The organism is Citrobacter sp. R-1.5.2 (assembly GCF_035064245.1).
Lineage (GTDB): Bacteria > Pseudomonadota > Gammaproteobacteria > Enterobacterales > Enterobacteriaceae > Citrobacter.
This window is the reverse complement of the sequence record NZ_JASEYC010000004.1, coordinates 316,620-339,975: the sequence shown is the minus strand read 5'-3', so window position 1 is coordinate 339,975 and position 23,356 is coordinate 316,620. Positions and strand designations below refer to the sequence as shown.

Below are 23,356 nucleotides of genomic sequence, written 5' to 3'. Positions count from 1 at the left end.
ATCCTGCTTTAGCCGACAGATTCAGTACATTTCGACAAAAAAGAATTGCCTCGCCGCCTTAACAAAACCTAAACAATTAGCCCATTGTGTCGTTTTTACTATTTAAAAAATTTTTTCAATCTGCCATAATTCAAACAGCAGGAGATTAATATCAATAGTCATTACCATACCCTGGTCTTTCAGGATATCCTAACAGACATTATGAACTTACGTGCTGTAAGCCTTTTCCGAAAGTGCAGAGCAGGTATAATCCTCACTGTTTTCTGATTAATTGTAAGTTTTCCCTGGTGTGAAATGGATATTCCACAAACTCATTGTTCTGACGTAGAACAACCGAATAAACAAGGATGATATAATATTTATTCGGTTCTTCTTCCAGAGCAATCCTTGGCTATTTGACAATATTATAACGCCTGATGTTTTATCAAAATCGCAAGATACACAAACAGTTTGAGGCATACAACAATGAAACCAGCATCCGTTATCATTATGGACGAACACCCTATTGTCAGAATGTCGATAGAAGTACTGCTCGAAAAGAATAGTAATATTCAGGTTGTTCTGGAAACCGACGACAGTCGCACGGCAATAGACCATCTGCGGACCTATCCAGTCGATTTGGTCATTCTGGATATTGAGTTACCTGGCTCCGATGGGTTTACATTACTCAAGAGAATAAAATCTCTGCAGGAAAAAACCCGGGTATTGTTTCTATCCTCAAAGTCTGAATCGTTTTATGCCGGACGGGCGATCCGTGCCGGTGCCAATGGTTTCGTCAGTAAACGAAAGGTTCTCAATGATATCTATAACGCGGTAAAAATGATTTTATCAGGATATTCATTTTTCCCTTCAGACACGCTTAATTTTATTAATAATATTAATATACGTAAAGGCATGCTGAATGACATGCCATTATCGAATCGCGAGGTTACGGTTTTACGTTATCTGGCGAACGGGTTATCTAATAAAGAAATTGCTGAGCAACTTTTATTGAGTAATAAAACAATCAGTGCTCACAAAGCTAACATCTATTCCAAGCTCGGACTACATACCATTGTTGAGCTAATCGATTATGCCAAGATGCATGAATTAATGTGATCGCACTCCCGACGAGGCGTCGTTCGGGAGTGAATTATCAGCGCATGATGTCAATTGTAGTTAATCATAAACGTAGCATCTGCTTTCGCGATCCCCGGTTGAACGCCATCTGCCAGCGCAATATAGTTGGCAAAAAAAGTCAGCATAGCATTGCCATTTTCATCAATGTTTACTGTCTGGCTGGCTTGTTCAAGCGGTAATCGCGTATGGTCACTATCGTGCAATTCAATCGCGACCTTTTGTGCCATCACGGCATCGTCCAGCGCCAACAACGTGGTACCCACTGCTGGCGTGCCGGAAAAGGTTATCGAGGCCGACCCCGGCGGGCAACCTTCAAGTTTCAACGTAAAGGGAACCGGTTGGGTCGTATCCCCGGTGGTCTTTAATTGTTTTGTTGGCCAGGTACCTAATTCAACCAACTTATTGTTGTCACTGGCAATAACCGCACAGGTGAAGTCCACGATATTGCCGTGCAGTTCGATATTAATCTCACCCAGCGAGGTATCCGCCTGGCATAGCGAACTGGCTGACACTGCGGATATCAATACGAAAAGTGCACGACGTCTCATTGTTTTCTGCTTATTCATAATCAACTCGCAGATAGCCACGGGCGGTGAAAGGCCCTTCTGCTGGTTTATTGCCCGTCACGCTGACTGGCCATGCTCTAATGCCAACCCGCGCGGCAGCGTTATCATCCAACTGAAAGGGAATGGTGCTGGACAGATTGTTGGGGGTCAGCGGTTTACCGCTGCTGTCAGCCACGATAAAACCTAAATCCGGGTTGTCCGATATCATCATTTGCCCGGACGCTTTTTCGGCCTCGACCCGCATGGTCAGATAAGCTTGTGCGGCAACGTTAGTGCACTTTATGGCGACCGTTTTCGTTTGCGTATTGACGCCTTCGGGCCGGTTACCAGCCCCCGCCTTGCTGAACAACGAGGCACCAATATCGCCAAAATCAAACTCCACGATTTGTCCGGCATTCACCTCACAGTTTTGTGGAACTTCCACCTTGCCACTGTAGCTTATGGTGTAAACCGGCGTACTCAGCGCATCTCCCGTGCTGGTTGTGACGTAGACACTGAACATCGTCTGTCGCGGGATCGGCACCATGTTGATAAATGAGCGAATCACTTTTAATTTAAACACCAGCTTAGAATCCATCACGCCAAAAGGCTGCTGTTTGGAAACGTTTGGGTGATTCCCCATGCGGATATAATTGCGTGGGGGATAAAACAACCCGGCATAGCTGTCTGTAATACTCATGGCCCCCAACAGGTAATCATTGAGTTTCAGATACTGAAAATTATTTTCCGTACTTTGCACGGGGAGCTCAGTCACATAACTTCGGTAGGTGTAATTCACCGTCGTCCCTGCCGGACAGGTTGCATTCACCCCGACCCAGCCTGACTTTTCTGGCAATGTCACTACCTGGCCCGGTTGGTTATTGCTGCTGTTAAAAACATTCGACAGATCGTAATAAACGTCCGTTGGCGTTCCGTTCGAGTTATGGCAGACCTTCGCCCATGATGTATTAGCTATAAGCAGTAAAGCGCTTCCCAGTAGCAAACCGGTTTGTCGTTTCATCATATTATCCCTGACGTGCCTACGGTCGTTGGCACGTCACGTTGGTGAGCGTTACGGCCTGTTTCAGGCTCTCCTCAGGCAAGGTGTAGTGCGCTTCGCAGCGTGCGTTTGCGCCTTCACCCCATTGGATCAGCAAGTTGCCTTTGAGCGGCAAACCACTGAGATAAATTTGTCCATCTTCACCGACCATGCTGGTGACGCCGCTCGTGGTTTCGCGTACCACCGACCCAAATGGCACCGGTTTTCCATCCCGGTTAACCGTGATAAGCGCACGCACGCCAATGCGTGTATCAAACGCCGCACGTACCAGTGCCCCCTGCGTTGGCACAACGCTGCTAACGTTATTTTCCACATCGGTGTTGTTATTCATTGAATTGGTATCCAGCGCGACGCGGTTGTAGCGATAAACGGTGGCATACGGCATGACCGCGTAGCCACGCCAGTCAGTCTGCACGCCGGTCTGGTTTTCTATCCGCACTCCCTGGGCACCTGGTGCTTTTATCAGTACGTTGGTATCGCCCAGTGGTTGGCTGAGCGTAATGCCGTCCGCATGTCCGATGACGCCACCGGAGAGTTGCCAGTTATAGTCATGCTGGTCACGGTCATAGTTGTAACCCACGCCCAGCGTGCCATAGGCCGCCTGCCAGTTCGCGTTGGCGCTCCCGCTGTACCCGTTGGAACTGCTGTGTCCCTGATTAACGCTGTAGCTGAGATTGCGCCCATCTAACAGCGTGCCGCCAATACCGCTTTGCCAGCTGTTTTGTCCATTGCTGTTACGGTTCGCATTAAACGTGGCGTAGGTGCGATCGAGTGCGTTATCACGCGAGTAGCGCCGCCCGGTCAGCAGACTGAACGGTACGGACACATTGAAGGCCAGGATGCGGTCGGTATCGGCGATCCCGACCGATTCATTCCATGACCAGGAGAGTGAATAGCTAATCCCCTGCCAGCCGCTGGCATACCCCAGCTGGTACCAGGTATTAGTATCTGAGGTGTTCCAGTACGTTTGCTGGCTACCCGAAACATACAGTGAACCGTAATCGCCAAGGTTCTGCGAAATGTTGATCTGAAAACGGCCCTTTTTGCTGTAGCTCAGATTGTGATAGCTCTTCACTTGTGGAACATCGTGGCGATTCCCTTCGCTGTCATATTCGTACTCGTAACCTTCCATACTGCGATACGCCACATCATCGAGGGTATAAAACCCGCGCGTCGAATAGCGGTACCCCAACAGCTGGAAGTTGGTACCGAAGTTGTTCAGTGATTTTGCATACAGGAAACGCAGCGATTGCCCCTGATGCGTACTGTCATCCGCCAGTTGGCTACGGGCATGCGTTAAATCGACAGAGACGGCTCCCCAGTCACCCAGGTTGCGGCCGGTGCCTAACACCAGTGCGGTGTAGCGTGAAGCTAACTGCGTGCCGCCATACGCGGTGTAACCTTCTGGTAACCCGGCGATTAACGTTCCCTGGAAAAAGAATGGCGAAGACTGCTGGCTATTACCGCTACGAAAATCCCCAGCGACAACGTCATATTTGAAACGCCCTTCACGCTGTAGCAGAGGTACCGTGGAATACGGCACCGTATAGCGCTGTTGACTGCCGTCCTTCTCATCAACCGTTACGTCCAGGTCACCACTCGACGAGGTGGGGTTGAGATCGGTTATTGAAAAAGCGCCTGGCGAAACATAGCTTTGATAAATCACGTAGCCATTCTGGCGAATAGTCAGTTTCGCTGCGGTACGCGCAATCCCACGGACGGTTGGCGCGTAGCCCTGTAAACTGTCGGGATACATGCTGTCAGACGAATAGAGACGCGCACCACGAAAACCGATGCTGTCAAAAACGTCGTTGCCAGTGTTACTGTCACCCATCACCAGCTCACCCTTCAGCGGAATAATCGCGCGCTGAAGCCATGTGCCAATATTTTTCCAGCTTTGCGAATGGTAGCCGTCACCTTTCGAGTAGTTCCATGCACCGTTATTCCTCAGCCGCCATGGGCCATAGTTAAGGCCGCTTAACATACTTAAGAAATAGCTGTCGGTATCGCTGCCGCGACTGCCAGTAAAGCTGTAGTTAACCAGCGCCGCCGGAATACCCTCATCCCACTCCTCTGGCGGAATATAACCACGCGCACTGTTCAACATTGAGGCTTGCGGCAGGCTGACATTTAAGCGCAGCGTAGAAAAATCGAAGGCAATTTCGCTACCAGGAATCGCCTCTGGCAAATTAATACAGGTATTGTTCGCATCCTGACTGAGTGCCGGAAACGCAGTGATATTGACGCCAAGGCGTTTAACCCAGTCGAGATCAAAGCACGGCATCAGCCCGCCGGATTTTTCTCCGGCTTTCCCCGCGCTGGTGGAGAAATGAATATCCTGGGTGGCCACAAACTCATCATTGCGCCAAATATCCACACGATAAACGCCTTCAGGCTGGTGATTCCCTTTTTCGAAACGAGACAAATCCGCCACGGTAGCGGTATCCGCAGATAAAAATGCCGGATTGAAATAGCTTTCACCGTGGCTAAAAGAGGGAAAGAGCGCGGCCAGCGTGGACAACGCCACCCCCGCCAGCGGTGGCGTAACCCCCGGTAACAGGCCAGGAAAATACGTTGTCTTATTCATCGTTTTCTCAACGCACGCTAACCGTTTTAGCGGTGGTTACTGCGCCATAATCGTTCACCGTCTGGAATGTAACGTTTCCCTGAACACCCGTCGGCAACAGGACCTGCGTGTCATTTTTTGGCGCAACCATGACGTTATCAATCTTCGTATTTCCGACATTGAGATTGACCAACGTGACGTAATACGCTGACGGGTTGGTGATTTTCAGGTGGTTGCCGGTACGGGAAAACTGCAGCATGCCTGGTGCATCTTCCGCGATTTGTGGCAGATTATTTGGGCGGACAAAAAGTTTGATACGCGACAAAATCGCCAGTTGCAGAACGTTTTTTCCCTCAAGACTGTTTTTATTGACCGACGGAATAGCCTTCACATTCATCCAGAACAGTGATTCACGGTCTTTGGGCAGCGGCTCGCCCGCGTAGATGATACGCAGCGTGTTTTCGCTTTTAGGTTCACTGACAAACAGCGGCGGTGTGACCACAAACGATTTATCTTTGACGCCTGCGCTGTTCTCTATCCATGAATTAATCAGGAAACGTTCTTTGGTATCACTATTACTAATGGCGAGGGACGTTTGTTTGGCCTCGGCAGGATAAATAACACGAGTTGCACCTAATGCAATTCCACCAGATGCCTGCACACTGGTGGCAGAAAATAAGGCCAGTAAAATGATAAAGCCTGATTTTAGATAATTAAACATAGCTACAAATACCTTTGGCGTGATTATCGTTAGGAAATAAATCAGGGATACACCAACGTAAACCACACATCTGAACGAAGCGTTCCCGGTGTTATATATTCCGAGACAGCCCGATAGCGCGCAGTGAAATGAAACGTCATCTCTTGCGTTAAAATCGGGGCATAATGAAGCGGCAGCGCATTCGGAATTATTTGTCGTTGTCGCTCATCAAATAACGCCAAACCAATACCCGAAGCCGCAGACGCATCACCGCTGGCAAGAAAGACCTGTGGGTCTTCGGCTGGCGTAACGCCCGCAAAGGCAATCCCCACGTGGTCATAAACATCAGCACTGCACGACGTCAGGCGCAGCGAAAACGGTACGCTGGTAGAGGCAAAGCTTCCCGTCCCGGAGAACGCGTTAGTGCGGTACTGCCCCATTTGCACCCGCAAACTCTGGCTGTCCGTGGCAACCGTACAGGCACCATTAACCAGCTGCCCGCGTAAATGAAGACGGCCACTTTCCAGTATCACTGTGTGTGCAAACGCCGGCATTACGCAGACTATTCCCGCCAGCGCTACGCCTTTCCCTATCATCTGCCACATCCTTCATCATCCCCGGATAGTGCCTCATCCCATGAGGCGGTAGTCATCCCTGCGAGAATCAAACGGCTTATTCGTACTTCATGATGAAAGTCGCATCCGCATTTGCCTGACCCGGCGTAGCGCTGGTTGCAGTGGCTTTATAACGCGCGGAGAAACGCAGGGTGTTGGTACCTTCCACCAGCGCCTGAGCGGTTGAGAAGGTCGCGCCATCTGGCTTCAGTGCGGTGGACGTGTTGTCCAGGATTTCGATCCCTACACCGCCCGCCGTGGTGCTGTTATCTGAGGAGGAGATAGCCAACAGGCTGTTGTTGGTAAGATCCGTCTGGCCCGAGAAAGCAACAGCAGCAGTCGCAGCAACTTTCGGATCACAGTCGTTCAGCACGATGGAGAACGGAATTTGCGCCGTGGTGTCACCAACCGCGGTGAAGCTGGCGGTACGATATTGGCCTAATGTGACAACCTGGTCGGCTGACTGAGTGCTCACCGCACAGGCTGCATTGACCAGTTCACCTTCAAAGTGAACCGTACCGCCGCTCACGCTTACCGGATCTGCCGCCACCGCTGCGCCCGCCATTAACATCATGCTGGCAAAAACAGAAGAGGTCATTAATTTACGTTTCATGGATTTCCCTTGAATTACACACATCCGGCTCCAGCGTCCTGCGGGATCCGTTTGAATCATTATCGACATTAAATGTCAGGCAAATTATCTCTGCGTCCTGTAAAGATATATATCGAGAGAGAATTAGCGAAACGTGTACCCCCACTCTCCTGAGTATTTGATTCACTAATTAATCTTCACGAATATGACAATTCGTCACAGGGATAAATTAAACATTTCAATTAATGAAAAATACCTGTAATTCCTTTTAATGACCCTGGCTTATTCTTATTGGACTCTAAGAAAATTCCGGGTGGAAATGAGGCAAAAACATCCATAACAAGACGTAACAGTCTGGTTTCTGAGATATTACCCATGAAAATACCAGGGTGATGAGTTGTTTCATTTAGGTTAAGTTTCATTAGCATGCTCATGAATCACGCGCCAACATCCAACACCTGTTGCCGCGCACACGGGCTACGCGAAACACGCCAACGCACGTAAAAACGCAAACGAAAACTGACAGCACGCCCCGCTTCTGACAAAATAGTCACATCCCCTTCGACTTAACGTAACAGACGGAATCCTCTCTCTGATGGCAGCAAAGATTATTGACGGTAAAACGATTGCGCAGCAGGTGCGCTCTGAGGTTGCTCAAAAAGTTCAGGCGCGTTTAGCGGCTGGATTACGCGCCCCAGGACTGGCTGTTGTGCTGGTAGGTAGCAACCCGGCTTCGCAGATTTACGTGGCAAGTAAACGCAAAGCCTGCGACGAAGTGGGGTTTGTCTCCCGCTCCTATGACCTGCCTGAAACCACCAGCGAGGCGGAGCTTCTTAAGCTGATCGATACGCTCAATGCAGATACCACCATCGATGGTATCCTGGTACAACTGCCGTTGCCGGCGGGTATCGACAACGTCAAAGTTCTGGAGCGCATTGCACCGGACAAAGACGTTGACGGTTTCCATCCGTATAACGTCGGTCGTTTGTGCCAACGCGCACCGCGCCTGCGCCCATGTACCCCACGCGGTATCGTGACCCTGCTTGAACGCTACAACATCGACACTTATGGCCTGAACGCCGTGGTGATTGGCGCTTCCAATATTGTCGGTCGCCCAATGAGCATGGAGTTGCTGCTGGCGGGTTGCACCACCACGGTCACCCACCGCTTCACGAAGGATCTGCGTCGCCACGTCGAGCACGCCGACTTGCTGATTGTTGCCGTTGGCAAACCTGGTTTTATTCCGGGTGAGTGGATCAAAGAAGGTGCAATTGTGATTGATGTCGGCATCAACCGTCTGGAGAATGGTAAGGTTGTTGGCGATGTGGTCTTTGAGGATGCTGCCGCACGTGCGTCGTATATTACGCCTGTGCCGGGTGGCGTTGGCCCAATGACTGTCGCCACGCTTATCGAAAACACGCTGCAGGCGTGTGTTGAATATCATGATGTAAAGGACGTTTAAGATGGCCACATTTTCACTGGGTAAACACCCTCACGTTGAACTCTGCGATTTGCTGAAGCTGGAAGGCTGGAGCGAAAGCGGCGCCCAGGCAAAAATTGCTATTGGCGAAGGGTTAGTGAAGGTCGACGGTGTTGTTGAAACGCGTAAGCGCTGCAAAATCGTTGCCGGACAGACCGTCAGCTTTGAAGGTCACAGCATTAACGTCGTCGCGTGATCCCAGGTGCCGGATGACGGTTTGTTCCTTATCCGGCCACTTCCCCCATTTTCAGATAATGACTTCATCCCCACTTCACCGTGGCCTGTTAGCATGCTGTTTTTTCACACGAAGCGATCATCATGCCAACAATCGTTACCCACGCTGCCGTTCCACTCTGTTTAGGGTTAGGTCTCGGACTTAAAGTCATCCCTGTGCGATTACTGTTTACCGGAGTCGCTCTGGCGATGCTGCCAGACGCTGACGTTCTGTCATTTAAGCTTGGTGTTGCTTACGGTAACGTCTTCGGCCATCGCGGATTTACCCACTCGTTGTTGTTCGCCTTCGTCGTTCCACTGCTCTGTCTCATGGTTGGCCGACGATGGTTTAAGGCAGGGCTAATACGCTGCTGGTTATTTTTGACGGTGTCATTGCTGTCGCACAGTTTGCTGGATTCAGTGACAACCGGAGGGAAAGGCGTTGGCTGGCTGTGGCCATGGTCAGATGAACGTTTCTTTGCGCCGTGGCAGGTGATTAAGGTCGCGCCGTTTGCGCTGTCGCGCTATGCCACGCCGTACGGGCATCAGGTTATTCTTTCGGAGCTAATGTGGGTATGGCTGCCGGGAGCCGTCATGATGGGGGTGTTGTGGTGGTATCGGAAACACTAATGTGCCGGATGCGACACTAGGAGTCTTATCCGGCCTACAAAAGCATGCCTGTAGGCCGGATAAGGCGTTAACCGCCATCCGGCAATCGAGAGATTTACTTACGGCGCCAGGTGGTACCCTGTGGACCATCTTCCAGCACGATACCCATCTCGTTCAGACGATCGCGTGCCGCATCCGCCGCCGCCCAGTCTTTCGCTTTACGGGCATCTAAACGCTGTTGAATCAGCGCTTCAATTTCAGCCACTTCTTTATCGTCTGCCTGCGCACCACTTTGCAGGAAGGTTTCTGGCTCCTGTTCCAGCAGACCCAGTACGCCGGACAGCTTACGCAGATGCGAAGCCATAGCGTTAGCTGCCGCCATATCTTCGCCCTTCAGACGGTTAACTTCACGCGCCATGTCAAACAGCACGGAGTAGGCTTCTGGCGTATTAAAGTCATCGTTCATTGCTTCAATGAAACGCGCTTCAAAGGCTTCGCCACCCGCAGGGGCAACGGACTTGTCGGTGCCGCGCAGCGCGGTATACAAGCGCTCCAGCGCTGAGCGAGCCTGTTTCAGGTTCTCTTCGCTGTAGTTCAGTTGGCTACGATAATGGCCAGACATCAGGAAGTAGCGAATGGTTTCGGCATCATAATATTTCAGCACGTCGCGAACGGTGAAGAAGTTGCCCAGTGATTTGGACATTTTCTCACGGTCAACCATCACCATCCCGGAGTGCATCCAGTAATTGACGTATTCACCGTCATGCGCACAGGTGGACTGCGCGATTTCGTTTTCATGGTGCGGGAACATCAGGTCAGAGCCGCCGCCATGAATATCGAAATGGTTACCCAGTTGCTTGCAGTTCATCGCAGAACATTCAATGTGCCAGCCCGGACGACCTGCGCCCCACGGGGATGGCCAGCTCGGCTCACCCTCTTTGGACATCTTCCACAGCACGAAGTCCATCGGGTTACGCTTCACATCAACCACATCAACACGCGCACCCGCCTGCAGCTGATCCAGGTCCTGACGTGACAACTGACCGTAATTCGGGTCGGTCGGTACATCGAACATGACGTCGCCGTTATCGGCAACGTAAGCGTGACCTTTGGCAATCAGCTGCTCGGTGATTTCAATAATCTCAGGGATATGATGCGTAGCACGCGGTTCAAGATCCGGACGCAGAATATTCAGCGCATCGAAATCGTTATGCATTTCCGCAATCATGCGATCAACCAGCGCCACAAAGCTCTCGCCATTTTCATTAGCGCGCTTAATGATTTTGTCGTCGATATCGGTAATGTTGCGCACATACTTCAGCTTGTAGCCGAGGAAGCGCAGATATCGGGCAACAACGTCGAAAGAAACAAAGGTACGCCCGTGTCCAATATGACAGAGATCGTAAACGGTGATGCCACACACGTACATGCCGACTTCCCCGGCATGAATGGGTTTGAATTCCTCTTTTTGGCGCGTCAGTGTATTAAAGATTTTTAACATCGAAGATTCCGTGTAGACGTGTGTGGATAACAAAGCCCTATAATACCTATAAATTGGCCCCGAAGCAGCACACTTTGCAAGGTGATCGAACCTTGCGGTTATGCTATAACAAGCCCCTATCATGTGACCCTGACCAGGGTCGAAGCACCACTCTATTGGAACAGGATGCAAAAATGGTTACTTTCCACACTAATCACGGCGATATCGTAATCAAAACGTTTGATGATAAAGCGCCTGAAACAGTTAAAAACTTCCTGGACTACTGCCGCGAAGGTTTTTACAACAACACCATTTTCCACCGTGTTATTAACGGTTTCATGATCCAGGGCGGCGGTTTTGAGCCGGGCATGAAGCAAAAAGCCACGAAAGAGGCTATCAAAAACGAAGCCAACAACGGTCTGAAAAACACCCGTGGAACGCTGGCAATGGCGCGTACTCAGGCTCCGCACTCCGCGACAGCTCAGTTCTTCATCAACGTTGCTGACAACGACTTCCTGAACTTCTCCGGCGAAAGCATGCAGGGCTGGGGTTACTGTGTATTCGCTGAAGTTGTTGAAGGTATGGATGTCGTTGATAAAATCAAAGGCGTTTCCACCGGTCGCAGCGGTATGCATCAGGACGTACCAAAAGAAGACGTTATCATCGAAAACGTGACCGTCAGCGAGTAATCGTGACGACACTGTTTATTGCAGATCTCCATCTCTGCACGGAAGAACCGGCGATCACCGCCGGTTTTCTGCGTTTTTTAGCCGGCGATGCACGAAAGGCCGATGCGCTGTACATTCTTGGCGATCTGTTTGAAGCCTGGATAGGCGATGACGATCCCAATCCCCTACATCGTGAAATGGCCGCAGCGATAAAAGCGCTGACGGATTCCGGTGTTCCCTGCTTTTTCATTCATGGCAATCGTGATTTTCTGATCGGCAAGCGTTTTGCCCGTGAGAGCGGCATGACCCTGTTACCTCAGGAAAAAGTGCTCGACCTGTATGGTCGCAACGTACTGATCATGCATGGCGACACATTGTGCACCGACGATGCTGGCTATCAGGCGTTTCGCGCTAAGGTTCATCAGCCCTGGCTACAAAAACTGTTTCTCTCCCTGCCGTTATTCATTCGCCAACGTATTGCCGCGAAGATGCGTGCCAACAGCAAAGCGGCCAATAGCAGCAAGTCGCTGGAGATCATGGATGTAAATCCACAGGCCGTCATTACTGAAATGGAGAAACATCAGGTCCAGTGGTTAATTCACGGTCATACCCATCGCCCGGCAGTCCACGAACTCACGGCCAATGCGCAACCCGCTTTCCGCGTGGTGTTAGGTGCCTGGCATACCGAAGGTTCGATGATTAAAGTCACACCTGACGACGTTGAACTGATCGCTTTTCCATTTTAATTCTGCAGATACCCAACTCCTCTTTACACAAAACTATTCGAGTTGCATCGAGGCGGCAAATCTGTGAGTCCCCTGGAGCTTACAAAAGTAAGTGACTGGGCTGAGCAGATGCAGCCAACAAAGAGGCAGCTTGAAGAGTGAAGTGTAAAGCAACGCAATCGTTTTCCTTGTTTTTAAAACGTGCTATTCTCTCTCGCCTCTAAAGCAGTGTGAAGCACACCCACAGGAGTTTTTAGACGCATGTCTTCCCGCAATAATCCGGCGCGTGTCGCCATCGTGATGGGGTCCAAAAGCGACTGGGCTACCATGCAGTTCGCCGCCGAAATCTTCGAAATGCTGGACGTTCCACACCATGTTGAAGTCGTCTCAGCCCACCGTACCCCTGACAAACTGTTCAGCTTCGCCGAAAGTGCTGAAGAGAACGGTTATCAGGTCATTATTGCGGGTGCTGGCGGTGCAGCGCATCTGCCGGGCATGATTGCCGCGAAAACGCTGGTCCCCGTGTTAGGCGTTCCGGTACAAAGCGCAGCGCTGAGCGGCGTAGATAGCCTCTATTCGATCGTGCAGATGCCACGCGGCATCCCTGTGGGTACGCTGGCTATTGGCAAAGCGGGTGCGGCCAATGCGGCCCTGCTGGCAGCACAAATTCTGGCAACACACGACAAAGCATTACATCAGCGTCTAAGCGACTGGCGCAAAACACAAACCGATGAGGTACTGGAGAACCCGGACCCGCGAGGTGTGGCATGAAGCAGGTCTGCGTACTCGGTAACGGTCAGTTAGGGCGTATGCTGCGTCAGGCCGGCGAGCCGCTGGGCATTGCGGTCTGGCCAGTCGGGCTGGATGCCGAACCCGCCGCCGTTCCCTTTCAGCAAAGCGTCATTACCGCTGAGATCGAGCGCTGGCCGGAAACCGCGTTAACTCGCGAACTGGCGCGTCATCCGGCGTTCGTGAATCGTGATGTCTTCCCGATTATTGCCGACCGCCTGACGCAAAAGCAGCTTTTTGACAAACTCAACCTGGCAACCGCGCCGTGGCAACTGCTGGCAGAGAAAAGCGAATGGCCTGCGGTATTCGACAAACTGGGCGAGCTGGCGATTGTTAAACGTCGCGTTGGCGGCTATGACGGTCGCGGTCAGTGGCGTTTGCACGCGAATGAAACGGAACAATTGCCGGGTGATTGCTACGGTGAGTGTATCGTCGAGCAGGGCATTAACTTCTCGGGCGAAGTGTCACTGGTAGGCGCTCGCGCACACGACGGCAGCACGGTTTTCTATCCGCTGACCCACAACCTGCATCAGGACGGCATTCTGCGTACCAGCGTGGTCTTCCCGCAGTCTAACGCCAGACAGCAGGAACAGGCCGAAGCGATGCTTTCCGCCATCATGCAGGAGCTGGGTTATGTCGGCGTGATGGCGATGGAATGTTTCATTACCCCGGAAGGTCTGCTGATTAACGAACTGGCACCTCGCGTGCACAACAGCGGGCACTGGACACAAAACGGTGCCAGCATCAGCCAGTTCGAGTTGCACCTGCGCGCCATTACCAACCTGCCGTTACCGACGCCGGTAGTGAACAATCCTTCGGTGATGGTAAACCTGATTGGCAGCGACCTGAACTATGACTGGCTGAAACTGCCGCTGGTCCATCTGCACTGGTACGACAAAGAAGTGCGCGAAGGGCGTAAGGTCGGCCACCTGAACCTGAGCGACAGCGATACTGCACGTCTAAATGCCACGCTTGAAGCGTTAATTCCCCTACTGCCGCCGGAATATGCCAGCGGAATTATCTGGGCGCAATCAAAGCTGAAATAAGCCATTAATGCCGGGGAGTTGATTTTATCCTTCCCCGGCCCCTCTTCGGGCGCGTAAAATCCCCTCCATTGCTGTTTTGTATTTTCAGGACTGAACATGAACGATGGAACGGACTATCGCGCGATTCTGCTCGCCGGTACGCCTTTAATCGATGTACGCGCCCCCGTCGAATTTCAACAGGGTGCGATGCCGGGTGCGATCAACCTCCCCCTAATGAACGATGACGAGCGCGCCGCCGTCGGGACCTGCTATAAACGTCAGGGACCGGAGGCGGCGCTCGCATTGGGCCACCAACTGGTCTCGGGTGAAACCCGCCAGCAGCGAATGAACGCCTGGCTGGAAGCCTGTCGCCAGCATCCAGAGGGATACTTGTGCTGTGCCCGCGGTGGCCAGCGCTCGCATATTGTGCAGCAGTGGCTGCACGAGTCCGGCATTGACTACCCGCTAGTAAAAGGCGGTTACAAGGCACTGCGTCAGGCGACGATACAGCTGACGGAAACGCTGGTGCAAAAACCTATCGTCCTGATTGGCGGCTGTACTGGAAGCGGTAAAACGCAACTGGTGCAACAGCAGCCAAATGGCGTGGATCTCGAAGGTCTGGCACATCATCGCGGTTCCTCGTTTGGACGTACAGTGGAACCACAGCTCAGCCAGGCGAGTTTTGAAAATCTGCTGGCGGTCGAAATGCTGAAAACCGACAGCCGACAGGATTTGCGCCAGTGGGTGCTGGAAGATGAAGGCCGGATGATCGGCGCTAACCATCTGCCCGAATGCCTGCGCGAGCGCATGACCGAGGCATCCATTGCGGTGGTGGACGATCCTTTTGAGCTGCGTCTGGAACGGCTGCGCGAGGAGTATTTCGTGCGCATGCACCACGATTTTACCCACGCTTACGGGGAAAATCAGGGCTGGCAGGAATACAGCGACTATCTGCATCACGGCCTGTTCGCCATCCGCCGTCGTCTGGGGTTACAACGCTTTGCGGAGCTAACCGCGCAGCTCGACGTTGCCCTGCGCGAACAGCAGACGACAGGCAGTACCGACGCCCATATGGGCTGGCTGGTGCCGTTACTCAACGAGTATTACGACCCGATGTATCGCTATCAACTGGAAAAGAAAGCCGCGAAAATCGTCTTTCGCGGCACATGGCAGGATGTTGCCGAATGGCTTAACGCACAGTGATCAGTGTCTGTCGCGCTTATCCGCGCGTTTCGCCAACCAGTCGCCCAGCACCTGAACCACCTGAACCAGAATAATTAGCGCCACGACCGTGACAATCATGACCTGGGTTTCGTAGCGGTAATAACCAAAGCGAATGGCCAGGTCGCCTACCCCGCCACCACCCACGATCCCAGCCATCGCGGAGTAACCGATCAGACTCACCAGCGTTATCGTCAGCCCACGCAGTAATCCCGCGCTGGCTTCCGGTAACAGCACGGTGCAGATAATACGCATCGGGCTGGCGCCAAACGCTTCCGCGGCTTCGATAATGCCTTTATCAACCTCACGTAACGCGCTATCCACCAGTCGGGCATAAAACGCAATCGCCGCTACAGAGAGCGGAACAGACGCCGCAATCGGTCCGATGGTGTTCCCGAGCAGAAACTGGGTTAACGGCAGCAACAGCACCAACAGGATCACAAACGGTACCGAACGGATAATGTTCACCAGCACAGAACTGAGCAGATACACGAAACGGTTCTGCCAGAATAAATGCCGGTCGGTGACAAAAATAAGAAACCCTAACGGCAGGCCGCCAACGATCGCCAGCACGGTTGAGATACTCAGCATCTGGAAGGTTTCATTAAACGCCAGCGTCAAATCCGGCAATAAATCATCCACGAATCACCTCCACCTGTGCGGTACGTTGACGAATATGTTCCACAGCGGCATCGACCGCCGAAGGGTTATGCGGCGCGGTCAGTTGCACGACCAAAATACCCAGCGCGCGCTCACCGATATATTCAATTTTGCCGTGCAGGATATTTACCGCCACGCCAAACTTTACCGCCACTTCAGACAGCACTGGCTGTTCCGCTGAGTCGCCGATAAACAAAATTTTCAGCAGTTGCCCTGGCAGATGTTGCCGCAAGCGCTCCGGGAGTGTCAGATTAAGCGTGTGCGAGACCAGTTGCTGAGTAAAAGCGTGCTGCGGGTGGGCAAAGACATCAAACACCTCACCTGACTCCACCACCTTGCCACCGGACATGACCGCCACACGATCGCAAATTGATTTGATCACATTCATTTCGTGAGTGATCAGCACGATCGTGATCCCCAGTTGTTGGTTGATCTGTTTGAGCAGAGCCAAAATGGTGGCTGATGTTTCCAGATCTAACGCGGAAGTGGGTTCATCGCAAAGCAGTACATCCGGGTGGTTGGCGATGGCGCGGGCAATGCCAACACGCTGTTTTTGACCACCACTGAGCTGTACCGGAAAACGGTTTGCTTTATCCGCTAACCCGACCAGTGCTAAGATCTCCGCCACGCGTGGGGCGATTTTGCTGCGCTCCCATCCGGCAGCCTTCAGGCTGAAGGCAACGTTTTGCGCCACCGTGCGGGTGTGCATCAAATTAAAATGCTGAAAAATCATCCCAATACGCTGACGGGCCTTACGTAAGTGCGTTCCTTCCAGCGCTGAAATTTCAACACCGTTCACCTTCACGCTTCCCTGGCTTGGGCGCGTTAAGGCGTTCAGGGTACGCAGCAGCGTACTTTTCCCCGCCCCACTGGTTCCCACAATGCCAAATATCTCACCTGCGCCGATGCGCAGGCTGACCTCATCTACCGCCCGGGTTGACGGTCCTCGGCCTGCGCTGAAATCCACGCAAACCTTATCTATCTCAATCATACCGACCTCAGAAATGCGAAAAGGGCAGTCGTTGCTGCCCTGTTAAACTTTAAGCGCAGCGATTATTGGGCTGCCGTCATCCATTCCGGTTTCTGGAAGGCACTGTAGATGTTTTTCGGATCGTCTATCACCGCACGATAAGCCGGAGATTTCACCGCTTCAACAATGTCTTTGGCGAACGGTTTATCTGCATCTTCACTGCGTACCGCAATGATATTTTTCAGGTTTTCATCCAGGTGCTCTTGCTTGATCGCACTGGCGAGATCCAGTTTTGCCGCAACCGCAAAGTTACCGTTAACCAGAGCGCCGGTCACACCATCCAGCGTACGCGGCAACTGCGCAGCTTCCAGCGGTTTAAACACCAGCCCTTTCGGGTTACTGGCGATATCACGTTCAGAGGCTTTAGTGGGATCAATATTGTCTTTGATAGTGATAAGGTCGATAGATTGCAGGAAGCGCAAACCGCGAGCCAGGTTCGTCGGATCGTTAGAAAGCGTGATGACATCACCTTTCTTCAGTTCATCCAGACTTTTGATTTTATGCGAGTAAAAACCCATCCCCGCCGTTGGAACAACGATGAGCTTACTCAATTTCAACCCTTTATCGGCAGTGAATTTGTCAAAATAAAGCGAGTGCTGAAACAGGTTTGCGTCAATGCTGCCGTTGGAGAGCGCCATGTTTGGCTGAACATAGTCACTAAATTCGCGCACCACCACCTTGTAGCCCTTTTCTTTCAGCGTCGGTGCAATAGCCTGCTTCACCATATCACCATACGGACCCGGTGCGACGCCAAACACGATGGTATGCGGGTCGCTATTCGCATGAGCAAACTGTAATCCGCAGGCCAGCAACAGTGCCCCAGTCGCGACGCGTAAACTCTGACGCAATCCCATAATATCTCCATTTTAACGTTGTGATGTAATGTCTCACGCCGTTCTTGCGGCGTTGTTCTTGTTGGCCTGTTAACAGGCTGATTGTTAACATGACACAGATCACAACCTGCTGTCCTTGAAATTATTTCATGATGTTGCAGAGTATATTTTTAAATGAGAGAAAGCATGAAAAAGCCGGATGTCGACACAAGTGCCTTATCCGGCTTACAAATAACGCGATCCCCCTGCACTCCCAGGCCCGATAAGCGCAAGCGTATCGGGCGGCAGGGGTTCGATTAGAAGTCGTAACGCAGACGAACCAGGTTCATATCACCCAGGTTGTCGGTGCTGGAGGTAAAGACGTGTTCATAATCAACACGGAAACCGTAGTCCAGTTGGAAGCTGATACCCAGACCGTTATCGGTACGCAGGTAGTTACGACCGTTCACGTATTCAATGCGATCGCCCATGACGTAAGGCTGAACAGATTTCAGCGCATACTGACCCACCGGGAAGGTGTAACCCGCGAAGTATTCCAGACCCCAGGCATCACCCGCAAAGTAGTCGTTTACAGACACTTTTTTGGTGGTCATGAAGTTCTGGTACCAGCCGCCGCCCATTGAGAAGGTCCAGTTGTCCGGTTTCCAGCTCAGTGCAGTACCGACGATGTTTTGATCGTAGGTTTTGCTGGTGTTGCCACGCATCTCCGCGCGGGTGTAGTTCCACGCTGTACCCCAGGTCAGGTCATCCGTAATGTGATAATCCACACCCAGTGAACCGCCGCCTTTACGTTTGTAACGCAGGCCGTTATTCGGGTTGTAGTCATCGCTGAACAGATAAGAAGCGTAGAGATCAACATCTCCCACGGTGTTTTTATACTTCAGTGATTTACGTGTACGATATGAACCGTCATAGTCGCCGTTGATCCCGTTACCTGGTGCCTGACCGATCATGTCGTAGTCCCAGATATCCGTTTTCGCGCCAACCACATCATAGTAGATGCTGTTCTGTTGACCGAAGGTCAGCGTACCCCAGGTCGCGCTCTTCAGACCGGTGTACAACATACGGCGCGTGGTATCGTTGGCGCCGTCAGCATAGTGATTATCCCAGTTGAACATGGCCGGGAAGTTAACGCCCAGCTCGTAGTAACTCACCCAACTGATGTCATCAAACAGATAGTAATCAGCAGCGAAACGGAAACGAGTACCGCCATCGAAACCATTACGTTTGTAACCATTCTTACCATCATCGCCAGCCATATTCTGGAACTGTGGACGAATACTCCCGCCAACGGTGAAGTTAAGACGACTCAGCGGATTGCCCGCCTGCGGATCTTGTTTCAGGACCGTGATTTCCGCCTGAGAGGCGAAAGTCGTTAATGCCACTGCTGCGCCAATCGATACTGCCAGCGCTGTTTTTTTTATAGTCATTATTTTTACCTTGATAGATAGCCTGCCAATTATTCAGCATACAAATATTAACTTTTATTAATACTCTCGTGTTGTCGGGTTTTTATTGATTTGTGCTGTTAAATATCAAGGGTTTATCAATTTGTGCTCTATAGACCAAAAAATACACACCGATGGCAAAATCGGTGCGCATTCATCAAGGAAATGAATTAATTGCTGAACTGACGGAAAAGTGCTTTGCCTTTTAACAGACGCGAGCCAAGCCATCCACCGCATAGAGAGAGTAGCAACGCCCCACAGAAGGGTAAGACTACCCACAGTCGCCAGTCAGGTTCCCAAGGGAAATCAAAAACTTTTGTTTGCAGAACCGCCAGCGCCGTTTCCGCACCGATGGCCGCCACCAGGCCGGAGACCATCCCCAACATGGCGAACTCGCACCACAGCGTAGTACGCAGCAATTTCTTACCCGCTCCCAGCGTACGCCAGACCACCAGCTCCTGATGACGCTGACGCATCCCCACCTGAACCTGCGCCAGCAGCAATAACATGCCGCAAGCGGTGACCAGAACCACCATCACTTCCAGCGCCCGGCTCACCTGCTCCAGTACCTGGCTCACCTGTTTGAGGATCGCGCCAATATCCAGCAGGCTGATGGTCGGGAATTCGCGGTTAAGCTGCGTCAACATGCCGTTGCCGTTCTCCCAGCGAAAGCTGGTCAGCCAACTTTGCGGCTGCCCGTCAAGCGCACCGGAAGGGAAAATAAAGAAGAAATTCGGTCGCAGGCTTTCCCAATCCACTTTGCGCAGGCTGCTTACCGTAGCACTGAAATCCTGGGTATCGCCCATAAAGGTCACACGATCGCCAAGCTTCACGTTTAAGCGCTTCGCCAGCCCCTCTTCCATCGACACTTCACCCGCTTTTGGCGGCCAGCTTCCAGCGGTAATCGGGTTATGATCCGGCCGGGTATCCTGCCAGGTCAGATTCAGTTCACGATTAAGCGCCTCGTCCTGATTACCTTCGGTTGCTTTGTCATTGATCGCCGTCAGACGCGCCCGCACGATGGGATAAAACGACTCCGGGATCACCTGATGTTCAGACAGGAACGCTTTCAGCGGCACCACCTGCTCGCTGGCGATGTTAATTAGGAAGTAGTTGGGGCTTTCCGGCGGCATTTGTTGCTGCCAGCGATCGAGCAGATCGCCACGCAGTACCAACAGCAGCGCCAGCAGCATAAAGGACAGCGAAAAGGCCGATAGCTGGCTCAGCGTCGACCACGGCTGGCGCAACAGTCGACTGACCGCTAAACGTAGCGGTAGTGACGTTAACGTCAACCCACGCAGTACGTTGAGCAGCATCCAGCCCAGCACGCCGCACAAGAGCGCCAGTACAACCGCGCCGGCCAGCACCGCCCACAGCAGCATGCTCCCCCCCATCAGCCCGGCAAGCAGCGCGACCACAACGATCAATACCACAGGCAAATAGAACTTCAGTGGCCAGACGTTGGCGACGACATCACGACGCAGTACCCGCAATGGCTGTGTCGCCAGCAACAATCGATAAGGACGTAGCCCCACTAACAGGGAAATGACCGTCATCGTGCCTAATGCCCACAGCCACGGCCAGGGGCTGGCAGGCGGCAACTCGCCGGGCAGAACCGGCTTGAGCAACACCACCAGGACACGTTCAAATAACAGCCCAAACAGCCCCCCGGTTACACCAGACAGTACCAGCACCATCAGCCACTGACCGATAATCAGCTTGCGCAGCTGCGCCCTGCCCGCGCCGAGTGTTTTCAGAATCGCCACCAGGTCGTAACGACTACGGCAATAATGGCTCATCGCTACGGCAACCGCGGCCACCGCCAGCAGCAGCGTTAACAGCGCCGACAGCAGCAGGAATTGTTGCGAACGCTCAAGCGATTTCCCCAGTGCCCCCTCATCCTGTTCCAGCCCATACCAGCGCTGTTCTGGCTTCAGTTGTGGCAGCAGCCACTTTTCATAGCCTTCTAATTGCTGCAGTGTCCCGCCAAATTTATAGCGCCAGGTCACCCGGCTTCCCGGCTGGACCGCCCCCGTTTTTTCAACATCCGCCATGTTCATCATCAGACGCGGCGCTATCTGGAACGGATTAAAACCAGAGTCAGGCTCCTGCACCACTTCACCCGCAATGCGCAACGTGGCATCGCCAACGTCGATGGGGTCTCCGATTTTTAAGTTGAGCAGCGCCATCAAACGCGGTGCCAGCAGCACCGAGCCTGGCTGTGGTTTCAGCCCCGGCGGATGGGTCTGCAACGAGCCGTACATCGGATACACATCATCCACCGCTTTGACGTTCGCCAGTTGCGGCGTGTCCCGGGCAAAGGTCATCGTGGCAAAAGTCAGTTGTTCCCCCACCTTCAGACCACGCTGTCGCGCCATGTCAATCCATGCTTTCGGGACTGCTCGTGAACTTTGCAGCGACCGGTCACCCGCCATAAATTCGCGACTTTGCTGGCTCAGCCCTTTTTCCATACGATCGCTGATATTGCCCAGCGCCAGCACACAGGCCACCGCAAGACTCAGTGCCAGCCAGACTATCAGTAATGAAGGCGAGCGCCATTCGCGCCAGAACCAGCGTGCTATCATGCCTCCTCCTGCAACAGCCCGTTCACCAGACGTAAACGCCGATCGCAGCGCGCCGCCAGTTGTGGGTCGTGCGTCACCAGAATCAGGGTCGTGCCGTGCTCGCGGTTCAAAGAAAACAGCAGATCGGCAATTTTGTCCCCAGTCTGCCGATCCAGATTGCCCGTAGGTTCATCGGCAAACAGGACATCAGGGCGCCCATTAAACGCCCTTGCCAGCGCCACACGCTGCTGCTCACCACCGGAAAGCTGCGCCGGAAGATGATCGAGACGTTTTCCCAACCCCAATTGTTCAAGCAGCGTTTTCGCACCATCGCGGCTTTTCCCACTGTGTTCTCCCCGCAACAGTGCAGGAAGCTCAACGTTCTCCAGTGCGTTCAGCGTTGGAATTAACATGAATGACTGGAAGACAAAGCCAACATGTCGCGCCCGTAACTGCGCCCGAGCCTCTTCGTCCATGGTATGCAGCGCCTGTCCCACCAGACTCACTTCACCGCTGGAGCCATCGTCCAGCCCGGCAAGGATCGCCAGTAGCGTAGATTTCCCCGATCCTGATTCGCCAATCAGCGCAATGGTCTCGGCGCGTTTGACAACCAGTTCAACTCCGGTAAGGATGGATAGCTCGTGATCACCCTGACCGACGGATTTCTTAAGATGATGAACTTCAACAATGTTTTCCGCTGGCATTTGCCTTTCCTGTTCCTGGTTCTGTTAACTTTCCGCGCCGCCGCAGCGGACACGTTACTTATTCTGGGTGACAGCCTGAGCGCCGGATACCGTATGTCAGCCAGTGCGGCATGGCCTGCACTGCTTAATGATAAATGGCACAGCAAAACACCGGTGGTAAATGCCAGTATTAGCGGCGATACCTCGCAGCAGGGTCTGGCCCGTCTGCCCGCATTACTGAAACAACATCAGCCGCGCTGGGTGCTGGTCGAACTGGGTGGCAATGATGGCCTGCGCGGGTTTGCACCTGCCCAAACTGAACAAACCCTGCGTACCATTTTGCAGGACGTAAAAGCGGCGAATGCCGAACCGCTGCTGATGCAAATTCGTCTGCCAGCAAACTACGGTCGCCGTTATAATGAAACCTTTAGCGCGATTTATCCCAAGCTTGCCAAAGAGTTTGATATTCCTCTGCTGCCCTTTTTTATGGAGGAGGTCTATCTGAAACCCCAATGGATGCAGGATGATGGTATCCATCCTAATCGTGACGCCCAGCCGTTTATTGCCGACTGGATGGCGAAACATCTCACCCCTTTTCTATCCTAAATAATTCGAGTTGTATGAAGGCGGCAAGTGAGAGAGTTCCCTGGAGCATAGATAACTATGTGACTGGGGTGAGCGAGCGTAGCCAACGCACAGACAACTTGAAGTATGACGGATATAGTAAATCAC

General features: G+C 52.5%; 23 protein-coding genes. 10 read left to right on the top strand and 13 right to left on the bottom strand.

The features are described 5' to 3' along the window. Positions 1-465 precede the first annotated feature (465 nt). Positions 466-1,098 (top strand): fimbria biosynthesis transcriptional regulator FimZ, encoded by a 633-nt coding sequence (gene fimZ, locus QMN38_RS10830; RefSeq protein ID WP_323605042.1) that lies wholly within the window; start codon positions 466-468, stop codon positions 1,096-1,098. A 50-nt stretch (positions 1,099-1,148) separates the two neighbouring features. Here fimZ and sfmF read toward each other — a convergent pair whose 3' ends face one another. From sfmF to fimA, 6 genes are all read right to left on the bottom strand, one after another. Next, positions 1,149-1,667, bottom strand: coding sequence for a fimbria assembly protein (gene sfmF / locus QMN38_RS10825; RefSeq protein ID WP_271449446.1), 519 nt, complete (start codon positions 1,665-1,667; stop codon positions 1,149-1,151). Between the two features lie 10 nt (positions 1,668-1,677). Further along, positions 1,678-2,685 carry a type 1 fimbria D-mannose specific adhesin FimH gene (gene fimH / locus QMN38_RS10820; protein ID WP_271441958.1) on the bottom strand — a complete coding sequence of 336 codons (1,008 nt, stop codon included), beginning with the start codon at positions 2,683-2,685 and terminating at the stop codon, positions 1,678-1,680. Between the two features lie 19 nt (positions 2,686-2,704). Next, the gene (locus tag QMN38_RS10815; RefSeq protein ID WP_323605041.1) at positions 2,705-5,311 is read right to left on the bottom strand and encodes a fimbrial biogenesis usher protein; all 2,607 of its coding nucleotides are present in this window, start codon (positions 5,309-5,311) and stop codon (positions 2,705-2,707) included. Positions 5,312-5,318: 7 nt separating this feature from the next. Then, positions 5,319-6,011, bottom strand: a complete 693-nt coding sequence (gene fimC, locus QMN38_RS10810) for a type 1 fimbria chaperone FimC (RefSeq protein WP_005122054.1) — start codon at positions 6,009-6,011, stop codon at positions 5,319-5,321. 41 nt (positions 6,012-6,052) lie between these two features. Next, positions 6,053-6,586 carry a type 1 fimbrial protein subunit FimI gene (fimI, locus tag QMN38_RS10805; RefSeq protein ID WP_271453994.1) on the bottom strand — a complete coding sequence of 178 codons (534 nt, stop codon included), beginning with the start codon at positions 6,584-6,586 and terminating at the stop codon, positions 6,053-6,055. A 76-nt stretch (positions 6,587-6,662) separates the two neighbouring features. After that, the gene (gene fimA, locus QMN38_RS10800) at positions 6,663-7,217 is read right to left on the bottom strand and encodes a type 1 fimbrial major subunit FimA (protein WP_271449448.1); all 555 of its coding nucleotides are present in this window, start codon (positions 7,215-7,217) and stop codon (positions 6,663-6,665) included. 574 nt (positions 7,218-7,791) lie between these two features. On the opposite strand from fimA, the gene folD reads away from it, so the two are divergent. The 3 genes from folD (at position 7,792) to QMN38_RS10785 (ending at position 9,519) form a co-directional block, all read left to right on the top strand. Beyond that, the gene (gene folD, locus QMN38_RS10795; RefSeq protein WP_069324002.1) at positions 7,792-8,658 is read left to right on the top strand and encodes a bifunctional methylenetetrahydrofolate dehydrogenase/methenyltetrahydrofolate cyclohydrolase FolD; all 867 of its coding nucleotides are present in this window, start codon (positions 7,792-7,794) and stop codon (positions 8,656-8,658) included. A 1-nt stretch (position 8,659) separates the two neighbouring features. Next, a complete protein-coding gene (gene ybcJ / locus QMN38_RS10790) occupies positions 8,660-8,872 on the top strand; it encodes a ribosome-associated protein YbcJ (RefSeq protein ID WP_003831111.1) in 213 nt (70 codons plus the stop codon). 122 nt (positions 8,873-8,994) lie between these two features. Further along, positions 8,995-9,519 (top strand): metal-dependent hydrolase, encoded by a 525-nt coding sequence (locus QMN38_RS10785; protein WP_323605040.1) that lies wholly within the window; start codon positions 8,995-8,997, stop codon positions 9,517-9,519. A gap of 94 nt (positions 9,520-9,613) precedes the next feature. On the opposite strand, the gene cysS is transcribed toward QMN38_RS10785, so the two are convergent. Further along, the gene (gene cysS / locus QMN38_RS10780) at positions 9,614-10,999 is read right to left on the bottom strand and encodes a cysteine--tRNA ligase (protein WP_271449450.1); all 1,386 of its coding nucleotides are present in this window, start codon (positions 10,997-10,999) and stop codon (positions 9,614-9,616) included. Between the two features lie 173 nt (positions 11,000-11,172). Here cysS and ppiB point away from each other — a divergent pair, with 173 nt between their 5' ends. From ppiB to mnmH, 5 genes are all read left to right on the top strand, one after another. Continuing rightward, entirely contained in the window at positions 11,173-11,667 is a 495-nt protein-coding gene (gene ppiB, locus QMN38_RS10775) for a peptidylprolyl isomerase B (protein WP_003021875.1), read from the top strand. A gap of 2 nt (positions 11,668-11,669) precedes the next feature. Next, positions 11,670-12,392 (top strand): UDP-2,3-diacylglucosamine diphosphatase, encoded by a 723-nt coding sequence (lpxH, locus tag QMN38_RS10770; RefSeq protein ID WP_323605039.1) that lies wholly within the window; start codon positions 11,670-11,672, stop codon positions 12,390-12,392. A 240-nt stretch (positions 12,393-12,632) separates the two neighbouring features. Then, positions 12,633-13,142 (top strand): 5-(carboxyamino)imidazole ribonucleotide mutase, encoded by a 510-nt coding sequence (purE, locus tag QMN38_RS10765; RefSeq protein ID WP_323605038.1) that lies wholly within the window; start codon positions 12,633-12,635, stop codon positions 13,140-13,142. Then, positions 13,139-14,206 carry a 5-(carboxyamino)imidazole ribonucleotide synthase gene (gene purK, locus QMN38_RS10760; protein WP_323605037.1) on the top strand — a complete coding sequence of 356 codons (1,068 nt, stop codon included), beginning with the start codon at positions 13,139-13,141 and terminating at the stop codon, positions 14,204-14,206. Before purE ends, purK begins: the two co-directional genes overlap by 4 nt. Before the next feature lie 96 nt (positions 14,207-14,302). After that, a complete protein-coding gene (gene mnmH, locus QMN38_RS10755; protein ID WP_323605036.1) occupies positions 14,303-15,388 on the top strand; it encodes a tRNA 2-selenouridine(34) synthase MnmH in 1,086 nt (361 codons plus the stop codon). Here the strand turns inward: mnmH and QMN38_RS10750 are convergent, their stop codons facing one another. The 6 genes from QMN38_RS10750 to ybbA all read right to left on the bottom strand — a co-directional run bounded on the left by QMN38_RS10750 (position 15,389) and on the right by ybbA (position 22,645). After that, positions 15,389-16,048, bottom strand: a complete 660-nt coding sequence (locus QMN38_RS10750; RefSeq protein ID WP_005125237.1) for a methionine ABC transporter permease — start codon at positions 16,046-16,048, stop codon at positions 15,389-15,391. It abuts the gene before it with no gap. Then, positions 16,041-17,057, bottom strand: coding sequence for a virulence-associated ABC transporter ATP-binding protein SfbB (gene sfbB / locus QMN38_RS10745; protein ID WP_137384584.1), 1,017 nt, complete (start codon positions 17,055-17,057; stop codon positions 16,041-16,043). Before sfbB ends, QMN38_RS10750 begins: the two co-directional genes overlap by 8 nt. A 62-nt stretch (positions 17,058-17,119) precedes the next feature. After that, on the bottom strand, positions 17,120-17,950 hold the full coding sequence (locus QMN38_RS10740) for a MetQ/NlpA family ABC transporter substrate-binding protein (RefSeq protein WP_271454002.1): 831 nt from the start codon (positions 17,948-17,950) through the stop codon (positions 17,120-17,122). 275 nt (positions 17,951-18,225) lie between these two features. Further along, complete coding sequence (locus QMN38_RS10735) at positions 18,226-19,359, bottom strand: porin (protein WP_271441946.1); 1,134 nt, start codon at positions 19,357-19,359, stop codon at positions 18,226-18,228. Between the two features lie 188 nt (positions 19,360-19,547). After that, positions 19,548-21,962, bottom strand: a complete 2,415-nt coding sequence (gene ybbP, locus QMN38_RS10730) for a putative ABC transporter permease subunit YbbP (RefSeq protein ID WP_323605035.1) — start codon at positions 21,960-21,962, stop codon at positions 19,548-19,550. Next, entirely contained in the window at positions 21,959-22,645 is a 687-nt protein-coding gene (gene ybbA / locus QMN38_RS10725; protein ID WP_271441944.1) for a putative ABC transporter ATP-binding protein YbbA, read from the bottom strand. The genes ybbP and ybbA overlap by 4 nt, the downstream gene beginning before the upstream one ends. Between ybbA and tesA the strand changes: the two genes are divergently transcribed. Beyond that, the gene (tesA, locus tag QMN38_RS10720; RefSeq protein ID WP_271455941.1) at positions 22,613-23,230 is read left to right on the top strand and encodes a multifunctional acyl-CoA thioesterase I/protease I/lysophospholipase L1; all 618 of its coding nucleotides are present in this window, start codon (positions 22,613-22,615) and stop codon (positions 23,228-23,230) included. The genes ybbA and tesA overlap by 33 nt on opposite strands. Positions 23,231-23,356: the final 126 nt, after the last annotated feature.

Coding starts and splice junctions, on each gene's coding strand:
- fimZ (WP_323605042.1), top strand. CDS start 466: ATGAAACCAGCATCCGTTATCATTATGGACGAACACCCTATTGTCAGA.
- sfmF (WP_271449446.1), bottom strand. CDS start 1,667: ATGAGACGTCGTGCACTTTTCGTATTGATATCCGCAGTGTCAGCCAGT.
- fimH (WP_271441958.1), bottom strand. CDS start 2,685: ATGAAACGACAAACCGGTTTGCTACTGGGAAGCGCTTTACTGCTTATA.
- QMN38_RS10815 (WP_323605041.1), bottom strand. CDS start 5,311: ATGAATAAGACAACGTATTTTCCTGGCCTGTTACCGGGGGTTACGCCA.
- fimC (WP_005122054.1), bottom strand. CDS start 6,011: ATGTTTAATTATCTAAAATCAGGCTTTATCATTTTACTGGCCTTATTT.
- fimI (WP_271453994.1), bottom strand. CDS start 6,586: ATGATAGGGAAAGGCGTAGCGCTGGCGGGAATAGTCTGCGTAATGCCG.
- fimA (WP_271449448.1), bottom strand. CDS start 7,217: ATGAAACGTAAATTAATGACCTCTTCTGTTTTTGCCAGCATGATGTTA.
- folD (WP_069324002.1), top strand. CDS start 7,792: ATGGCAGCAAAGATTATTGACGGTAAAACGATTGCGCAGCAGGTGCGC.
- ybcJ (WP_003831111.1), top strand. CDS start 8,660: ATGGCCACATTTTCACTGGGTAAACACCCTCACGTTGAACTCTGCGAT.
- QMN38_RS10785 (WP_323605040.1), top strand. CDS start 8,995: ATGCCAACAATCGTTACCCACGCTGCCGTTCCACTCTGTTTAGGGTTA.
- cysS (WP_271449450.1), bottom strand. CDS start 10,999: ATGTTAAAAATCTTTAATACACTGACGCGCCAAAAAGAGGAATTCAAA.
- ppiB (WP_003021875.1), top strand. CDS start 11,173: ATGGTTACTTTCCACACTAATCACGGCGATATCGTAATCAAAACGTTT.
- purE (WP_323605038.1), top strand. CDS start 12,633: ATGTCTTCCCGCAATAATCCGGCGCGTGTCGCCATCGTGATGGGGTCC.
- purK (WP_323605037.1), top strand. CDS start 13,139: ATGAAGCAGGTCTGCGTACTCGGTAACGGTCAGTTAGGGCGTATGCTG.
- mnmH (WP_323605036.1), top strand. CDS start 14,303: ATGAACGATGGAACGGACTATCGCGCGATTCTGCTCGCCGGTACGCCT.
- sfbB (WP_137384584.1), bottom strand. CDS start 17,057: ATGATTGAGATAGATAAGGTTTGCGTGGATTTCAGCGCAGGCCGAGGA.
- QMN38_RS10740 (WP_271454002.1), bottom strand. CDS start 17,950: ATGGGATTGCGTCAGAGTTTACGCGTCGCGACTGGGGCACTGTTGCTG.
- QMN38_RS10735 (WP_271441946.1), bottom strand. CDS start 19,359: ATGACTATAAAAAAAACAGCGCTGGCAGTATCGATTGGCGCAGCAGTG.
- ybbP (WP_323605035.1), bottom strand. CDS start 21,962: ATGATAGCACGCTGGTTCTGGCGCGAATGGCGCTCGCCTTCATTACTG.
- tesA (WP_271455941.1), top strand. CDS start 22,613: ATGATGAACTTCAACAATGTTTTCCGCTGGCATTTGCCTTTCCTGTTC.
- ybbA (WP_271441944.1), bottom strand. CDS start 22,645: ATGCCAGCGGAAAACATTGTTGAAGTTCATCATCTTAAGAAATCCGTC.